Origin of the sequence: Nitrospirillum pindoramense, from assembly GCF_007827955.1 — a bacterium.
GTDB lineage: Bacteria > Pseudomonadota > Alphaproteobacteria > Azospirillales > Azospirillaceae > Nitrospirillum > Nitrospirillum amazonense_B.
Genome location: NZ_VITR01000012.1, coordinates 213,643 through 228,818, shown reverse-complemented (window position 1 = coordinate 228,818; position 15,176 = coordinate 213,643). Strand labels below are relative to the sequence as shown.

The window sequence follows — 15,176 nt, the reverse complement described above, 5'->3', positions numbered from 1 at the left end:
CGCAAAAGCGGCCCGTAGCCCCTCGATCAAGCCTTCAATCGGCTTGGTTCATGGGGAAAGGGGCCTTAACGCTCCATTCTTCCGCACCCTGCTAGCGGATCAGAAGGCGATTGAAGACCAGGCCCAGGATACCCAGGGCACCGATGATGGCGGCCATGGGCCAAGGCGTGCCGTCGGCCAGCCAGCCCACCAAGGTGCCCACCACCGCGCCGGTGACGAACTGGCTGGACCCCATCAGGGCCGACGCCGTGCCCGCCATGTGGGGGTAGGAGGCCAGGGCGCCGGCCGTGGCGTTGGCGCCGATCAGCCCGGTGAAAGCCATGAACAGGAACAGGCCGGCGACGATGCCCCAGAGGCCCCCCGCGCCGGTCCAGCCCGCGATGGCGAGCCCGATGCCGAACAGGGCGATGCAGGCGGACCCAAGGGCCAGCAGCCGGTCCGTGCCCAGGCGCAGCACCAGGCGGCTGTTGATCATGTTGACGATGATCATGCCGACGATGTTAAGGCCGAACAGCAGGCCGTACAGGTCGGCCGGTACCTTGAAATAATTGATGTACACGAAGGGCGTGCCGGCGATGTAGGCGAACATGCCGCCGTAGATCATGCTGGAGGTCAGCGCGTAGCCCAGGAAGCGCCCACTGACCAACAGCTGGCCATAGTTGCGCAACTGCGTCAGCCAGTGCGACTGCGCCCGCGTCGCCGGATTCAGGGTTTCCGGCTGCGATATCAGGCCGACCATGGCCACGAGGCCGAAGCCCGCCTGCACCCAGAAGATGGCCCGCCAATCCAGATAGGCCAGGACCTGGCCACCCAACAGCGGCGCCGCCATGGGCGCGATGCCCATGACCAGCATCATCATGGAGAACACGCTGGCGGCACGGTCGCGCTCGAACACGTCGCGCACCATGGCGCGGGCCAGGACGGGCGCGGCGCAGGCGCCGGCCGCCTGCACCGCGCGGCACAGGCTGAGGGTCGTGATGTTCTGGGCGGCGGCGCAGCCGGCGCTGCCCACCAGATAGAGCAGGATGCCCACCAGGATGGGGCCGCGGCGACCGAAGCGGTCGCCCAGGGGACCCCAGAAAAGCTGGCAGAGACCGAAAGCCAGGAAGAAGGCGGTGAGCGAGGATTCCACGCCGGCCTGGGTGATGCCCAGATCATGGGCGATCTGCGGCATGGCCGGCAGGTACATGTCGACCGACATGGACCCGAAGGACATCAGCATGGCCAGCATGGCGACGAACCCCACGCCGCGCTGGGTCAGCAACCCGGTGCCCCGGCGTGTGCCCGTATCCGCTTCAGAAACCGCAGACGTCCCGCCGGCCAGCGCCGTGCCCCGGACCACCTGTTCCACCGCCACGTAAACCCCCTGAGGCGCATTCACCGCCCCCAAACACGCCCCCCGGAAATCGCGGCCGGGCGGGTGCTAATGATGGCGACAGCTGGCCCGCCAACCAATCCGGCCTTTGTGCGGATCAGCCCCGCGTGCGGCGATGGACATGTCGTCGCCGACAAAAACAAAACCGGAGGCGCGGTTTCCCCGCACCTCCGGCCTTGGTGACCTGCCCCAGAGCCCAGGGCCCAGGGCTGAGGGTATTACCCGGGACCCGACAGACAGGGTCTTAGTAATGGTACCAGTAGTGATGGTGGTAATAGGGGCGCTCTTCGATCACGCAGCCGGACAGCCCGGCCAGCACCATCCCAGCCAGCACCAGCCGGGTCACGATGGAACGGGTTCGATCAGACATGATTGTTCTCCGGACTATCGGGCCGCGGCCTGGAACAGGATCCTGGAACAGGTTTGCGGCATGGGATGACTGTGGCGGCCAATTGCGACGACAAGACGGCGGCGGCGGGGCATGATCGGGCCTGTGGGCGCGGCAGGCTGACGCAGCGGATGGGGAGGAAGGCGCGACGGGGCCCGGACGGAAAACGCCCGGCCCATCGCTGGACCGGGCGCCTTGGCAACCCCGCGCGGCCGGATGGCCCTAATGGTGGACCCACCCCCCATGGCCACCCCAGTAATGACCGCCACCCCAATGGCCACCCCCCCAATAATGGCCGCGCCAATAGCCCCCGCCATGCCAATAGCCATGGCCCCAGCCGTAATAGGGGTAATAGCCGCCGACGCCGACGTAATAGGGATAGCCCCCATAATAATCGTAGTAGGGGTAGCTGGAATAAGCGTAGGAGCCTGAATAGACAGGCGCGCTGTAGTAGCCGTCGGCCACGCAGCCGGACAGGCCGAGCAGCGCGGCGCCGGCCACAAGGCCCCTGAGAACGCCTTTGGCTGGTACGGACCAGGCATGTTTCGGCTGGGTCGCGGTAGCCGCGCCCGCCGTGGAAGCGATGTTGCCAGGCAAGGACATGGTTCGTGCACTCCCTGAAGGGATGGCGCCACGGGCAAGGATGGGGTCGGCCTGATCAAGGGCGATGGTCGGCCCCGGCATCCGCCCTGGGCACGCATCCTGCTATGGTTAGGACATGAGCGCGGGGGCCGCCCCGCGCAAGTCCCCCACGGCGCAGAGCTGGAGCGTCACCGTTGCGCGCAGGGTTTCGGCGCTCGGTCGCATCATCGCGGGTAAGCCCCGGCGCCTGCGCACTGGCGCCCGGCGGCGGTTTGCGGTATCTGCCTTGCCCAATCATTCCTTCTATCAGCCCTTGAGACGTCACGACGATGAGCCAGTGCCATTGCGGCAGCGCCCGCGCCTATGAAGATTGCTGCGGCCCCTATCATGCGGGCACCGCCCTGCCGCCCACGGCGGAAGCGCTGATGCGCTCGCGCTACTCCGCCTTCATCGTCCACAACATCGACTATCTGCAAAGCACGCTGCTGCCGGAGACGGCGGAGGACTTCAACCGCGAAGAGACCGAGCAGTGGGCCCGCGACAGCCAGTGGCAGGGCCTGGAAGTGCGCTGGACCGAAGCCGGCGGCCCGGAGGACGACACCGGCAAGGTGGAGTTCGTGGCCCGCTTCAATTTCGAGGGCAAGGACTACCTGCACCACGAGACCAGCCGGTTCGAGAAGCGCGATGGCCGGTGGTACTATGTCGACGGCGCCATGGGCCCGCGCCCGCGCACCGCGGACAAGGTCGGCCGCAACGACCCCTGCCCCTGCGGCAGCGGCAAGAAGTACAAGAAGTGCCACGGCGCCTGAGGCGTTCGGTTTGATGTAGGAAAGCCCCGCCGGGTCCGCCCCGGCGGGGCTTTCCTTTTCGCGGCGTCAATCCTCGCGGCTTTTGCCGCCCCGGCAGAAGCGATCCGAATGTTGCTGATAGAGCGCCATCGGCTCCAGACCCATGGCGGCCCGCCGCTCCGCCAGGCCATCGGGATCGGCAACCTTGCTCATGACCCAGGTCTTGCTGGTGGGATCGCAGACCCCTTGGGTGCCGTACACCTGCTCCTTCCCCGTGTTGACGGCCTGGCGGTCGAAAAGATAGGCGTATTGGGCCGCCGGGCTTTTGCCCGCGTCAACCGCCGCCTTGACCGCCACAAGCACCGTGGACTGAAGGTCGGGATCGGCGCGGCCCGAATGTTGAACCACCAGCCATGCCCCCGTGGCCGCGCGGCGCCCCCAGTCGCGCTCACTCGGCCAGCCGATGGCCTCCATCAGCCGCCGCAGCCGCCGGCGGTCGAACGCGTCGGCCGCGCGCATGCGCGGGCCCAGGGCCTGCCAGCAGGCATCCACCTCAGCCCCGGCCAGGGCGTTGCAGTTGGGGAAAGCGCGGACCATCTGGTCCATGTCCCAGATCAGCGCCAATTCCCCCTCCACACAGGCGGGCGTGGTGATGGGGCAGGCATCCATGTTCAGGGCGGTCTGCGCCCGGTTCAACAGGGCATCCACCTGCGCCTTGCTAGGCATGTCGCCCCGGGCCCGCAGGTCCTCGACCATGCCCACGACCTCCTGGCTGACGAACGTGTCGTCGCGGGCGACCCGGGCACGGATGGCGTCCGCCTTGGCGCGGTAGTCGGCCTCCAGAGTCGCCCGCTGCGCCTCACAGGCTTGGTCATCGCAGGCCGCGTGGCCGACCGTGAAGACGGCGGTGTTGGCAAAAGCGGCGATGCCCAGGGCGCAGACGGGTTCGGCAGCGTCGCACGCATGCTCGTCCAGGGTCGATTGGGCCCGCGCCATATAGGCCGCGGCCTGGGGCGCCGCCTCGGCCAGCGGCCCCGTGGTCGGCGGTTGGATGAAAATGGCCCCGGCCGGACCGGCCGCCGCCATCATCGCCAAGGCCAGGACAACACCACCCCATCTACACCGCATCGCCACACCCCAAAAATGGCTTCCGCTTGGCCTTATACCATCGCAGCCTGTGTAACCCGGCGCGTCCTGATGCCGCTTCAGGACGCGCCGGTTCACGTCCGGACCGACATGGCTGTGGAATGGCGCCCCAGGCGTCTCAATGCAGTTCACCCCGGCACACGCGGTTGAGTTGCGCCTGATAGTCAGCCTCCGGCGTCAGGCCGATGGCGACGCGGCGCTGGTCCAGGTGAGCCGGGTCCGCCACGGGATCCGGCCCCCAGGTGTGGCTTTTATCGTCGCATCTCCCCTGGGTGCCATAGAGTTGACGGCCGCCCGCCTTCTTCACCGCCACCCGGTCATAGAGATAGGCATAATGGGCTGGCGGCGTACGGCCGGCATCCACCGCCGACTTGATCACCGGCAGCAAGTGGCGCTGGAATGCCGGCGTTGGATCGGCGTGCTGCACGATCAGCCAGGCCATCTGGCTGGCGCGGGAGCCCCAGGTCAGGGCATCCGGCCAACCGCCGATGGCGGCCATGATATGGCGCAGGCGGCCCTGGTCGAAAGCATCGACCCGGCCCACGCGCCGGACCATATCGATCATGCACGCCTGACGCGCCTGGCCGTCCAGCGCGAAACAGTTGGGCGTGCTGCGGGATATCTGGTCCGCCGCCCATAGGGCCAGCAACTCGCCCTCCACGCAGAGGGGTTGCGTCGGCGGACAGGCGTCGCGCTCCACATCGCCCCGCACCCGCCGCCACAGGCGCTCCGCCGTTTCAGCCGTGGGCAGCATGTGCCAGCGGTCCACCAAGTCCTGGGTGGCGAAATCGGGGCTGATGACCTCCAGCCGTGCATCCACGGCTTTCGCCCGCTTCTCCAGGGCGTCGGTCCTGGCCTCCAGCGCCGCCATGTCGGCCTGGCAACCTCCCGTCTGGACGCAATCGGACAGAGCGGCCACCATATCCACCGCCGCATGGGCGAAACCGTGGACGCCGGTGGCGCAAATGCGGTCCGCCAGGTCGCAGGGCGGGTGATCCAGCGCCTGCTCCGCCTGGTCCATCCAGCGACCGGCAATCACCATCCCCGTATCCGGTGACGGTGGCCATACGGGCGCCGACTGCCCGGCGCGGGTTCCCGTCAGCGGGGCCGCCAGCAGGATCAGCGCCCCCACCACCCAATTCCGCGTGAAGCCCAAGATGCCCCCCAGTTGCCATGGCACACCCTTATACCACCCTGGGCCGTGCCTGGCGCCCGGCATGTCGCCGCACCTCACCGCCGCTTCATCACCCGTCGGTTCACATCCGGGTCGAAATGGCTGTCGCGCGCCAACCAGGGCTGGCGCGGGGTATGGGGGGAGGAGTGGACGTTGTACTGGGCCGTCAGGATCAGGCGGCGGCCGGTGCGGGGCAGTTGGCCCTTGTGAACGCCGAAGGTGTCGGCCAGGAAGCGGGTGCCGGCCGGCCCAGTGATGGCCGCCACCTTGTCCGCGCCGAAGACGCGGTGCACCGCCTCATCCGACAGGGCCTTGCCCACCGCCAGGCGGGGGTCGCGGTGGCTGCCGCGCACGAAGACATGGGGGCCGTCCTCCTCCCCCACGTCCGTCAGGTAGAAGAACAGCTTGAAGCCCTTCAGCGAGTCCCAGTCGCGGTGATAGCGCTGGGTGCCCTTGGCCATGGGGCGATCGCCGTAGGACCACCAGCAGCCGATATTGTCCAGCACCGGCTTGCAGCCCAGGTACAGCTCCGCCACGTCCAGGATGGTGGGGTCGTTCAGCAGCGACAGCACATGGGGGGCCGCCAGGATGTCCTGCACGGCGTAGTAGCCCATGTTGGTTTCATCGCTGGCGGGATGATCCCAGGGGAAGGTGCCGAGATGGGGCCGGAAGGGGTCGTTGCACGGCACACCCTGGAAATAGGCGCGGATCTCGGCCGCCACCTCGCCGTCCAGCGCGGGCAGGGGTACCAGCCCCTGCCAGGCCAGATCCCGCGCCCACGACCGCGCCTGGTTGGTGGGCCGGGGCCAGGGCGACTTGGGCTGGAAAAACGCCACGATGGCGGCGGCGACATCGCGCGCCCGGGGCGTCCAGATCATGGGCAGCAGGTCATAAACGGCCAGCCGCCGGTCCACCTGCGCGCGTTCCAGGAAGGTGTGCCAAGACGGGATGCGGGTGCGCCACCGCTCCACCAGGCTGATATCGCCCTCGTTTCCCCTCACATCCGCCCTCCCCATTCCCCTGGGCCCTCGCCTTCGGGCCCCCGCGGTTGGACCCCGTCCCCGGTCACGGCAGTGCGACCGGGTGGCCATCGGCCTTGTAGACCACGCCCCCCTTCATGACAAACCGCACCTGTTCCATCAATTCAAGATGGCTGAGCGGGTCGCCGGCGACGGCGATCAGGTCGGCGTAGCGGCCGGGCTGCACCGTGCCGATGCGGTCGGCGGCGCCGATCAGGTCGGCGGCGTTGCGGGTGGCGAACGACAGGGCATCGGCCGGTGTCACACCGGCCTCGGCCAGCAGGGCGAATTCGCGGGCGTGGTCGCCCTCGCCGATGTCGGTGCCATAGGCGATCTTCACCCCCGCCTTGTAGGCCAGGGGCAGGTTGCGCTTGGGTATGGCATCGTTGGCCAGTTCCTTTTCCGCCGTGCCCGGGGGCAGCAGTTCGGGATGCTCCTGCGCCGCCTTCATGAACACGTCGTACACGGTCAGCGTCGGCACCAGATAGGTGCCGTGGGCCTTCATGGCCTTCACCGCGTCGGCGTCCGCGAAAGAGCCGTGCTCGATGGAATCGACGCCGGCGTTCACGGTGTTGATGATGGCCTGGGCGGGATAGGTGTGGGCCGCCACCTTCATGCCCAGCGCATGGGCGGTATCGATGGCGGCCTTGATCTCCTCATTGGTCATGAGCTGGGCGCGGGGATCGTCGCCGGTGCTGGCGATGCCGCCGGAGGGCATGATCTTGATGAGGTTGGCGCCGCGCTTGTGGTGTTCGCGCACCCGCAGGCGGGCCATGTCCGGCGTGTCGACGATGCCGTTCTGCCAATCGGGATGGTGCAGCCGGGAATCAAAGCCGTTGGAAGGATCGCCGTGGCCCCCAGTGGGGCCCAGGGGCTCCAGCGACACCCACAGGCGCGGGCCGGGCACCTTGCCGGCGTCGATGGCGTTGCGCAGCGACACCGTATCGTCCCCACCGCCCACGTCGCGCGCGCTGGTGAAGCCTTGCAGCAGCATGGCGCGGGCGAAGACGGCGCCGTCCAGCACCGCGTCCACCGCGCTGTGGGTCACCATGTCCTCCACGGCGTTGGCCTGGCTGGGCAGTTTGGACGCGATGTGGACATGGCAGTCGATCAGGCCCGGCAGCACCGTCTGATCCTTCAGGTCGATGATCGTGGCGCCGGGGTGGGCGACATAGCCGGCCTCCACCGCCGCCACCTTGCCCTCATGCACCAGGATGGTGACCTGGCGGCGAGGGGCGAAGGTCACGCCGTCGATCAGCGCGCCGGCATAGACCACGGTGTCGGGGACGGCTGGTTCCGCCGCAACCGCCACCCCGGATACCGCCAGCGTCAGCGCGGTGGACGCCATCATCACCGCCAGCCACAGCCGCCGGCGCTTCCCCATCAAGCCCCTCATCTTTCGCCCTTTCTGCCCATCGTCCATCTTTTTGTGGGGCCCGCCGGGATGCATCCCGGGAACCGTTGAGCGAACGGTATCCGCCCGGCCGCCGCCCGGCAACGATCAATGCCACGGAGGTGAGGGCTGGGAAGGCCGGCCCCTGTGATCAGGGCTGCCGCTTCAGCACCAGCTTGAACATGGTGGTCCAGCCATCCTTGGTCTGGACCTCGCTCCATGCCTCATAGGCGTCGGGCTCGCCCCCCTCCCCGGCCTGGGGGGGCCTCTGGGGGGTCCAGCGCACGCGGTAGGTCAGGGTCTCACCGTCCGTCACATACTGGGTGGCGGGAAAGACCAGGGCGCCTGCCTCTGGCGTCACGGTGCCATGACTGACGCCGCCCTGGTTCTCGATGTACAGGTATTCCACCCGCTTGGCTGCCGGCTCCCAGTAGTAGGTGGTTTCGCCCACATGGTCCGGCTGGCCAGGGGCACGCACGGTGTGGGTATCCCGCAGGGCCTTGCCTTCGTACAGCCAGGCGAAGCAGTGGGTGTCGGTGCGCTGGCTGCCGGGAAATTCACCCGTCCAGCAATGGCCGGCCAGGAAGGCCATGGGCTTCAACCCCGGCACCGGGTCGGCGAACACGGCCAGGGACACACCCACGACGGCACCCAGGGCCATTCCCATCACCAACCTGCGCATCGCTGAAGTCCCCGTCCCCACAACCAGGCCGCACCCTGCCCGTCCCAAACGCCGGACCACAAGAGCGCAAGGGGATGGGGTGCGCGGGCCATCACTCTGGTGTCAGCCGGTGGGCGGACCGATATAGCTGGACAGGCCGCGAATGTTCTCATCCACCACCAGGCGGTGGTTCAAGGGCGGGAAGGCCCGCTGGGTGCAGTCCAGGCGCGGGCAGAGGCGGCAGTTGGTGCCCACCGGCGTCGCCCGGCCCCCGGCATCGGCGGCGCCCGCCAGGTCCATGCCGTCGGCGTAGATCAACTGATGGGCCTGGGCCGCCTCGCAGCCCAGGCTGAGGGCGAACTGCCGGGGGACGCTTTTCCAGCCACCCGCCTTGCTGAGGGTGCGGGCGATGGCGAAATAGCTGGTGCCGTCCGGCATCCGCATCAGCTGGGTCAGGATCTGCCCGGGGTTGCGGAAGGCCTGGTGCACCGTCCAGCGCGGACAGCCGCCGCCAAAGCGCGCCATGTGGAAGCCCGGCACCGCGCTGAACCGCTTGGAGATGTTGCCCGCCGGATCGACCCGCACCAGGAAGAAGGGCACGCCCTTGGCACCCGGCCGCTGCAACGTCGTCAGCCGGTGGCAGACCTGTTCGAAGCTGGCGACGAAGCGGTGCATCAGCACCTCGATGTCATAGCGCGCGGCCTTCGCCGCCTCCAGGAAGCGGCCATAGGGCATCATCACGGCGGCGGCGAAATACCCGGCCAGGACCATGCGCGCCAGTTGCCGCGATTCCTCAGCCGCCATGCCGGCCTTTTCCACCGTGGCGTTCAGCAGGTCGCGGTGGCGCATCAGGGCCACCTGCACCGCCAGTTGGAAGGTGCGGCCCGCCGGCGACAGCATTTCCGAGATCAGCACCCGCCGGGAATGGCGGTCGTAACGGCGCACCGTCTCGCCCATCACCTCCACCGGCATCAGCTTCACCGTCAGGCCATGCGCCTTCTGCACGAAGCGGGCGAGGGACCCGTACAGGTCCCCCGACTCCAGGTCGCCATCGAACCACAGCGTCTCCGCCGCCAGCTCCAGCTCCGGGAAGTGATTGTTCTGGTTCTGGAAAAACTCCCCGACCTCATCCTGGGCGAAATGCTGGCCGGCGGCCTGGGGTTGCTGGCGGTCGCGGTCGTCCACCTTTTCCGCCAGCGCCTGCACATCCTCGCGCGCCTCCAGATAGGCGCGATAGAGGGTGACGACGGCCTGGCCCAGGGTGGGGGCCACGGCCGCCAGTTCCTTCATGTCCTGGTTCTTGATGTCGTTGTGGTCGAACAGCGGGTCGGAAAACACCTCGCGCAGCCCGGCGACCAGCCGCACCTCGTCATCCTCGGCGAAGGTGGCCAGGTCCACGTCGAAGGTCTGCCCGATCTTCAGCAGCAGCGCCACGGTCAGCGGCCGCTGGTTGCCCTCGATCAGGTTGAGGTAGGAGGGGGAGATGGCCAGCATTTCCGCCATCTGCGCCTGGGTCAGCCGCAGCTCGCGGCGCAGGCGGCGCACCTTGTGGCCCAGCATCGCCTTCTTTTCCGCCGCCATGGTCCTCCCCCTTCCGTTCCCGCCCCTTGCGTTTCCAGGCGCCGCCACCCGGTTCCCGACTCTTCCGCGGTGCGCCGGAAGGGACAAGTCGATTTACAAACTTTACAAGTTTTCACTTACCTACATTACAAGAGATTACAACGTTACCACTTTTCAATCAAAGACTTATTGATCCGCTTTACCAAATCGCCAAGTCTAATGCAGTGCAGTGAACGCGACGGACGCACCGCGAAACAGGCGGCCACCGACGTTCACGACATCATCGGCGGGATGGCCGGACAGATCGGGCGGGATACTCCGCCTGCCGGCATCCGAAGTCTTCTAGAAAGGAATTAGGCGATCATGGCTCCGCTGGATCATGGCTCCACCCCCACCGACCTGAAGGCGCTGCATGCCCGCCGTTTCGACGGCGTGAAGCGCGACTACACCGCGGAGGACGTGAAGCGTCTGTCCGGCACGGTGAAGATCGAATACACCCTGGCCGAGCTGGGCGCCCGCCGCCTGTGGGAACTGCTGCATACCCGCCCCTATGTCCACAGCCTGGGCGCCTTCACCGGCAATCAGGCGGTGCAGATGGCCAAGGCCGGGCTGGAGGCGATCTACCTGTCCGGCTGGCAGGTCGCGGCCGACGCCAACCTGGCGGGGCAGATGTACCCGGACCAGAGCCTGTACCCGGCCAACTCGGTCCCCAGCGTTGTGAAGCGCATCAACAACGCCCTGCTGCGCGCCGACCAGATCAACCATGCCGAAGGCAAGGACAGCATCAACTGGATGGTGCCCATCGTTGCCGATGCCGAGGCCGGCTTCGGCGGTCCGCTGAACGCCCATGAGCTGATGAAGTCCATGATCGAGGCCGGCGCCGCCGCCGTCCATTTCGAGGACCAGCTGGCGTCGGAGAAGAAGTGCGGCCATCTGGGCGGCAAGGTTCTGATCCCCATCCAGCAGTTCATCCGCATCCTGAACGCCGCCCGCCTGGGCGCCGATGTCAGCGGCACCAGCACCCTGGTGGTGGCCCGCACCGATGCGGAAAGCGCGCAGCTGATCACGTCCGATGTGGATGAGCGCGACCATCCCTTCATCGACCGCAACGACCGCACGCCGGAAGGCTTCTTCCGCATCCGCAAGGGCATGGGCGTCGACTACTGCATCGCCCGCGGCCTGGCCTACGCCCCCTATGCCGACCTGCTGTGGTGGGAAACGTCCAAGCCCAACCTGGACGACGCCCGCCGCTTCGCCGAAGCCGTGCACAAGCAGTTCCCGGGCAAGCTGCTGGCCTACAACTGCTCGCCCAGCTTCAACTGGCGCGCCAACCTGGACGAGGCGACCATCGCCCGCTTCCAGCAGGAACTGGGCGCCATGGGCTACAAGTTCCAGTTCATCACCCTGGCGGGCTTCCACTCGCTGAACTACGCCACCTTCGAGCTGGCGCGCGGCTACAAGGAACGCGGCATGGCCGCCTTCTCCGAGTTGCAGCAGAAGGAATTCGCCGCCGTGGAGCACGGTTTCACCGCCGTGAAGCACCAGCGCGAGGTGGGTACCGGCTACTTCGACGCCGTGTCCCTGGCGATTTCCGGCGGCACCAGCAGCACCACCGCCATGAAGGACTCGACCGAGACCGACCAGTTCCACTGATCGTCTCCGTCCCCGGAACGGGGTGGCTTCCAGGGAAGGCCGACGCACCGTTCGCCTGGTAGCACCCTTCGGGCGGTGGCGGGAATAAACGACGCTGGAGCGTCCCGCCGCCGCCCGGTTTTCCCCTCCGGTTCCTGTCTCAAGTCCAAACGCGTCCCCAAGATCGGCAGGAATGGCCCATTCCATTCCCTGCCCTGGCAAGGGTGCGGCGACGGGGTTTAAACGACGCTGGAGCGTCCCGCCGCCGCACCCCTGCCCCCTACAACACCGCCTCACGGGCCCGAGCCCCCACCGCGGCCGGGCCCCCTGATCTGAAGGGAGAGGTATCATGCCTGACGCTTTGTTCGCCCCCTCGGCCCCCCGCCTGTCGCCGGATGCCCCGGTCGGGCGTATCGAGATCCGCGCCGCGTCCAAGCCCGGCTATGATGTCCTTCTCACCCCCGCCGCCCTGGCTTTCGTCGCCGACCTGGAACGCCGCTTCGGCTGGCGCCGTCGCTACCTGCTGGAAAAGCGGGTGGAGCGTCAGGCGCGCCTGGACGCCGGCGAGAAGCCGGCCTTCAATCCCGCCTGCGGCTATGCCCGGCATGAGGAATGGACGGTCGAACCGCAACCGGCCGCGCTGCGCGACCGCCGGGTGGAGATCACCGGCCCCGTCGAGCGCAAGATGATCATCAACGCGCTGAATTCCGGCGCGCAGGTGTTCATGGCCGATTTCGAGGACAGCAACGCCCCGACCTGGGCCAACGTCATGGACGGCCAGGTCAACCTGCGCGACGCCATCCGCCGCACGATCACCCACATCGATCCCATCTCGGGCAAGCATTACGCCCTGAACGATAAGGTCGCCGTGCTGATGGTCCGCCCGCGCGGCTGGCATCTGGAGGAAAAGCACGTGCTGATCGACGGCCGGCCCGTGTCCGCCGCCCTGTTCGACTTCGGCCTGTATTTCTTCCACAACGCCCACGAGCTGCTGACCCGGGGCAGCGGCCCCTATTTCTACCTGCCCAAGATCGAGGGCCGGGCCGAGGCGCGGCTGTGGAACGACATCTTCCTGCATGCCCAGGATTGCCTGGGCATGCCCGCCGGCACCATCAAGGCCACAGTGCTGATCGAAAGCATCCTGGCGGCCTTCGAGATGGACGAGATCCTGTATGAGCTGCGGTGCCATTCCGCCGGCCTGAATTGCGGCCGCTGGGATTACATCTTCAGCTTCATCAAGAAGTTCCGTAACGACCCGAACGCCGTGTTGCCCGACCGCGCGGCCATCACCATGGACAAGGCCTTCCTGAACGCCTATTCGCGCTTGGCGGTGAAGACCTGCCACCGCCGCGGCGCCCCGGCCATCGGCGGCATGGCGGCCTACATCCCGGTGAAGGATGACCCGGTGGCCAACGACCGCGCCTTCGCCCAAGTGCGGGCGGACAAGGAACGAGAGGCCCGCAACGGCCATGACGGCACCTGGGTGGCCCATCCGGCGCTGGTGCCCGTGGCACGGGAGGTGTTCGACGACCTGATGCGCACCCCCAACCAGATTCACGCCACCTGCCACGACGTGCGGGTGACGGCGGAGGATCTGCTGGCCATTCCCCAGGGCCCGCGCACGGAGGCCGGCCTGCGCCAGAACGTGGCGGTGGGCATCGGCTATATCGAGGCGTGGCTGCGCGGCCAGGGCTGCGTGCCCCTGTTCAACCTGATGGAGGATGCGGCCACCGCCGAAATCAGCCGCGCCCAGGTATGGCAGTGGCTGCGCCATGGCGCCCGGCTGGATGACGGCCGCGTCGTCGACCATGCCCTGGTGGAGCGCATCATCGAGGAGGAACTGGCCGCCTGGATTGGCCGGGTGGGTGAGGTGGCGCTGGCCCACAGCCGGCATGAGGAGGCGGCGCGCCTGTTCTCCGAGTTGGTGTTCCAGCACCGCTTCGCCGAGTTCCTGACCCTGCCGGCCTATGATCGGCTGATGGAGACGGGTTCCTGAGTTCCCGGGGAGAGGGAGGAAACGCCCAGGCGAAAAGGGCGAAGACCGCAGGGAAAGGCCGGCGCCCGGATGGACGCCGGCCTTCCTTATTGGGTCGCCTTCAATCCTAAGATGCCGACTTCACCGGCTGGGGCGGGTTCTGCAGGATCAACTGGCCATAGGCCGTGGTGTGCTGGAACAGCACCTGCTCGGTCCAGGATACCTGCGTCTTGTCCGTGGGCGGGGGCGATACCGCCGTGGCCTGGGCCGGGGTCAGGTACTCGATCACCTCCCCGCCCCCCTCGGCCACCTTGTAGCTGGAGACGAATTCGTCGAAGGCGGCGGACTGGCCCTCGGGATTCAGCGCCTGGTTGTTGATGGGGGTGTAGGGGCCGGCCACGGCCTCACCCTTCTTGGCATAGGCGCGGGCGTGCGAGATGAGGTGGGTGATGAGATCGGTGGTCAGCGCGCCATAATAGGTGCCGTAATAGCCGGGAATGGCGTCCAGCATGGCGGAGCCCCAAGCGTGGGGCACCACGTCCACGTTGTTGTACATGTCGTGGTTCCAGATCTGCCAGGGCTGGCTGCCCGTCTGGTCGCTGCCCGCCCAGGCGGTACCATTGACCAGTGCCGCGAAGGGGGCGTTGCCGGGGGTGGCGCCGGCGGTGGCGTAGATCATGGCGTCGCCCGCCGCCCACGAACCGCCCCGCAGCAGGCCGGCGGTGGGATCGAAGCAGGCCATGGCCAGCGTCGGCGACAGGGCGCCCGCCAGCGAATGGCCGGTGAAGGTCAGCGTGGTGCCGGACGGCGGGGTCAACCCCCTGAGGAAGGTCACCAAGGTCTGCTTGGTGATCTGGGTATCGACGATGCCGAGCAGGTTGGTGATGCCGGTGTAGGTCGCCGTCGAGATGCAAGGGACCTGGTCGCTGGGCTGGGCGTCGTTGGTGCCGCCGTTCCACACCTGCAGGGCCCCTTCCCATGCCACCACGGTGGCCACGGCGAAATCCTCCTTCAGCCAGTCGTAGAAGGATTTGAAGTTGGTGGCGGCGATGGCCACGACGTAGCGGGCCAGCGTGGGGCTGTAGACCACGAACAGGGCGTTGGCGGCGTTGAAGCGGGCGGTGGGGGTCGGCGCTTCCCAGCGCACGCTGCCGTAGACCGGATCGATGCAGAGGGCCTGGGGGCCCCACACCACGGTCCAGTCGTCAGCCCCCAGCTGCGACCCGGCGGCCTTGATCGCCTTGTCGACGCCGGCCGTCAGGATGGCCGTCAGCTGCGCCGCCGCCGCCGTGGCGCCCGCCTGCAGGGCGGCGCTTTTCGGCAGGGACTTATCCAAGTCCACCGGCACATCCTGGCCGCTGGCGTCATTGGCGATGTTGTTGAAGAAAAAGGTGGTTTGCCACGCATCATAGGTCGTCGCCATCCCGTTCACTCCCGCTGATTGCAAGACGCTTTCGACAGAGTCCCAATTTAAGGCGTGATC

General features: G+C 67.6%; 13 protein-coding genes. 3 read left to right on the top strand and 10 right to left on the bottom strand.

The genetic code is table 11. The features are described 5' to 3' along the window. Positions 1 to 91 precede the first annotated feature (91 nt). The 3 genes from FBZ90_RS20020 to FBZ90_RS20015 all read right to left on the bottom strand — a co-directional run bounded on the left by FBZ90_RS20020 (position 92) and on the right by FBZ90_RS20015 (position 2,366). Positions 92 to 1,357 (bottom strand): Bcr/CflA family multidrug efflux MFS transporter, encoded by a 1,266-nt coding sequence (locus FBZ90_RS20020; protein ID WP_145734748.1) that lies wholly within the window; start codon positions 1,355 to 1,357, stop codon positions 92 to 94. A 262-nt stretch (positions 1,358 to 1,619) separates the two neighbouring features. Next, positions 1,620 to 1,745, bottom strand: a complete 126-nt coding sequence (locus tag FBZ90_RS28705; RefSeq protein ID WP_276509109.1) for a hypothetical protein — start codon at positions 1,743 to 1,745, stop codon at positions 1,620 to 1,622. A gap of 240 nt (positions 1,746 to 1,985) precedes the next feature. Beyond that, complete coding sequence (locus FBZ90_RS20015; protein WP_186455946.1) at positions 1,986 to 2,366, bottom strand: hypothetical protein; 381 nt, start codon at positions 2,364 to 2,366, stop codon at positions 1,986 to 1,988. A gap of 308 nt (positions 2,367 to 2,674) precedes the next feature. On the opposite strand from FBZ90_RS20015, the gene FBZ90_RS20010 reads away from it, so the two are divergent. Continuing rightward, a complete protein-coding gene (locus tag FBZ90_RS20010) occupies positions 2,675 to 3,154 on the top strand; it encodes a YchJ family protein (protein ID WP_145734747.1) in 480 nt (159 codons plus the stop codon). A gap of 66 nt (positions 3,155 to 3,220) precedes the next feature. Here the strand turns inward: FBZ90_RS20010 and FBZ90_RS20005 are convergent, their stop codons facing one another. The 6 genes from FBZ90_RS20005 to FBZ90_RS19980 all read right to left on the bottom strand — a co-directional run bounded on the left by FBZ90_RS20005 (position 3,221) and on the right by FBZ90_RS19980 (position 10,107). Continuing rightward, positions 3,221 to 4,261, bottom strand: a complete 1,041-nt coding sequence (locus FBZ90_RS20005; protein ID WP_145734746.1) for a DUF6624 domain-containing protein — start codon at positions 4,259 to 4,261, stop codon at positions 3,221 to 3,223. A 136-nt stretch (positions 4,262 to 4,397) separates the two neighbouring features. Next, positions 4,398 to 5,435: a DUF6624 domain-containing protein gene (locus FBZ90_RS20000; RefSeq protein WP_145734745.1), complete on the bottom strand. Its 1,038-nt coding sequence runs from the start codon at positions 5,433 to 5,435 to the stop codon at positions 4,398 to 4,400. 74 nt (positions 5,436 to 5,509) lie between these two features. After that, entirely contained in the window at positions 5,510 to 6,454 is a 945-nt protein-coding gene (locus FBZ90_RS19995) for a phytanoyl-CoA dioxygenase family protein (protein ID WP_145734744.1), read from the bottom strand. Positions 6,455 to 6,518: 64 nt separating this feature from the next. Continuing rightward, positions 6,519 to 7,856 carry a metal-dependent hydrolase family protein gene (locus FBZ90_RS19990; protein ID WP_211102203.1) on the bottom strand — a complete coding sequence of 446 codons (1,338 nt, stop codon included), beginning with the start codon at positions 7,854 to 7,856 and terminating at the stop codon, positions 6,519 to 6,521. A 160-nt stretch (positions 7,857 to 8,016) separates the two neighbouring features. Beyond that, positions 8,017 to 8,547: a hypothetical protein gene (locus tag FBZ90_RS19985; protein WP_145734743.1), complete on the bottom strand. Its 531-nt coding sequence runs from the start codon at positions 8,545 to 8,547 to the stop codon at positions 8,017 to 8,019. A 102-nt stretch (positions 8,548 to 8,649) separates the two neighbouring features. Further along, positions 8,650 to 10,107, bottom strand: a complete 1,458-nt coding sequence (locus tag FBZ90_RS19980; protein WP_145734742.1) for a helix-turn-helix domain-containing protein — start codon at positions 10,105 to 10,107, stop codon at positions 8,650 to 8,652. Positions 10,108 to 10,449: 342 nt separating this feature from the next. On the opposite strand from FBZ90_RS19980, the gene aceA reads away from it, so the two are divergent. Continuing rightward, positions 10,450 to 11,739 carry an isocitrate lyase gene (aceA, locus tag FBZ90_RS19975; RefSeq protein ID WP_145734741.1) on the top strand — a complete coding sequence of 430 codons (1,290 nt, stop codon included), beginning with the start codon at positions 10,450 to 10,452 and terminating at the stop codon, positions 11,737 to 11,739. A 328-nt stretch (positions 11,740 to 12,067) separates the two neighbouring features. Then, positions 12,068 to 13,714 (top strand): malate synthase A, encoded by a 1,647-nt coding sequence (aceB, locus tag FBZ90_RS19970; protein ID WP_145734740.1) that lies wholly within the window; start codon positions 12,068 to 12,070, stop codon positions 13,712 to 13,714. Between the two features lie 106 nt (positions 13,715 to 13,820). Here the strand turns inward: aceB and FBZ90_RS19965 are convergent, their stop codons facing one another. Then, entirely contained in the window at positions 13,821 to 15,116 is a 1,296-nt protein-coding gene (locus FBZ90_RS19965) for a hypothetical protein (protein ID WP_145734739.1), read from the bottom strand. Positions 15,117 to 15,176 lie beyond the last annotated feature (60 nt).

Bases quoted from the DNA above. Each gene is read 5' to 3' on its own strand.
- FBZ90_RS28705 (WP_276509109.1), bottom strand. From the start codon at position 1,745: ATGTCTGATCGAACCCGTTCCATCGTGACCCGGCTGGTGCTGGCTGGG.
- FBZ90_RS20015 (WP_186455946.1), bottom strand. From the start codon at position 2,366: ATGTCCTTGCCTGGCAACATCGCTTCCACGGCGGGCGCGGCTACCGCG.
- FBZ90_RS20010 (WP_145734747.1), top strand. From the start codon at position 2,675: ATGAGCCAGTGCCATTGCGGCAGCGCCCGCGCCTATGAAGATTGCTGC.
- FBZ90_RS20005 (WP_145734746.1), bottom strand. From the start codon at position 4,261: ATGCGGTGTAGATGGGGTGGTGTTGTCCTGGCCTTGGCGATGATGGCG.
- FBZ90_RS19990 (WP_211102203.1), bottom strand. From the start codon at position 7,856: ATGGGGAAGCGCCGGCGGCTGTGGCTGGCGGTGATGATGGCGTCCACC.
- FBZ90_RS19985 (WP_145734743.1), bottom strand. From the start codon at position 8,547: ATGCGCAGGTTGGTGATGGGAATGGCCCTGGGTGCCGTCGTGGGTGTG.
- FBZ90_RS19980 (WP_145734742.1), bottom strand. From the start codon at position 10,107: ATGGCGGCGGAAAAGAAGGCGATGCTGGGCCACAAGGTGCGCCGCCTG.
- aceA (WP_145734741.1), top strand. From the start codon at position 10,450: ATGGCTCCGCTGGATCATGGCTCCACCCCCACCGACCTGAAGGCGCTG.
- aceB (WP_145734740.1), top strand. From the start codon at position 12,068: ATGCCTGACGCTTTGTTCGCCCCCTCGGCCCCCCGCCTGTCGCCGGAT.
- FBZ90_RS19965 (WP_145734739.1), bottom strand. From the start codon at position 15,116: ATGGCGACGACCTATGATGCGTGGCAAACCACCTTTTTCTTCAACAAC.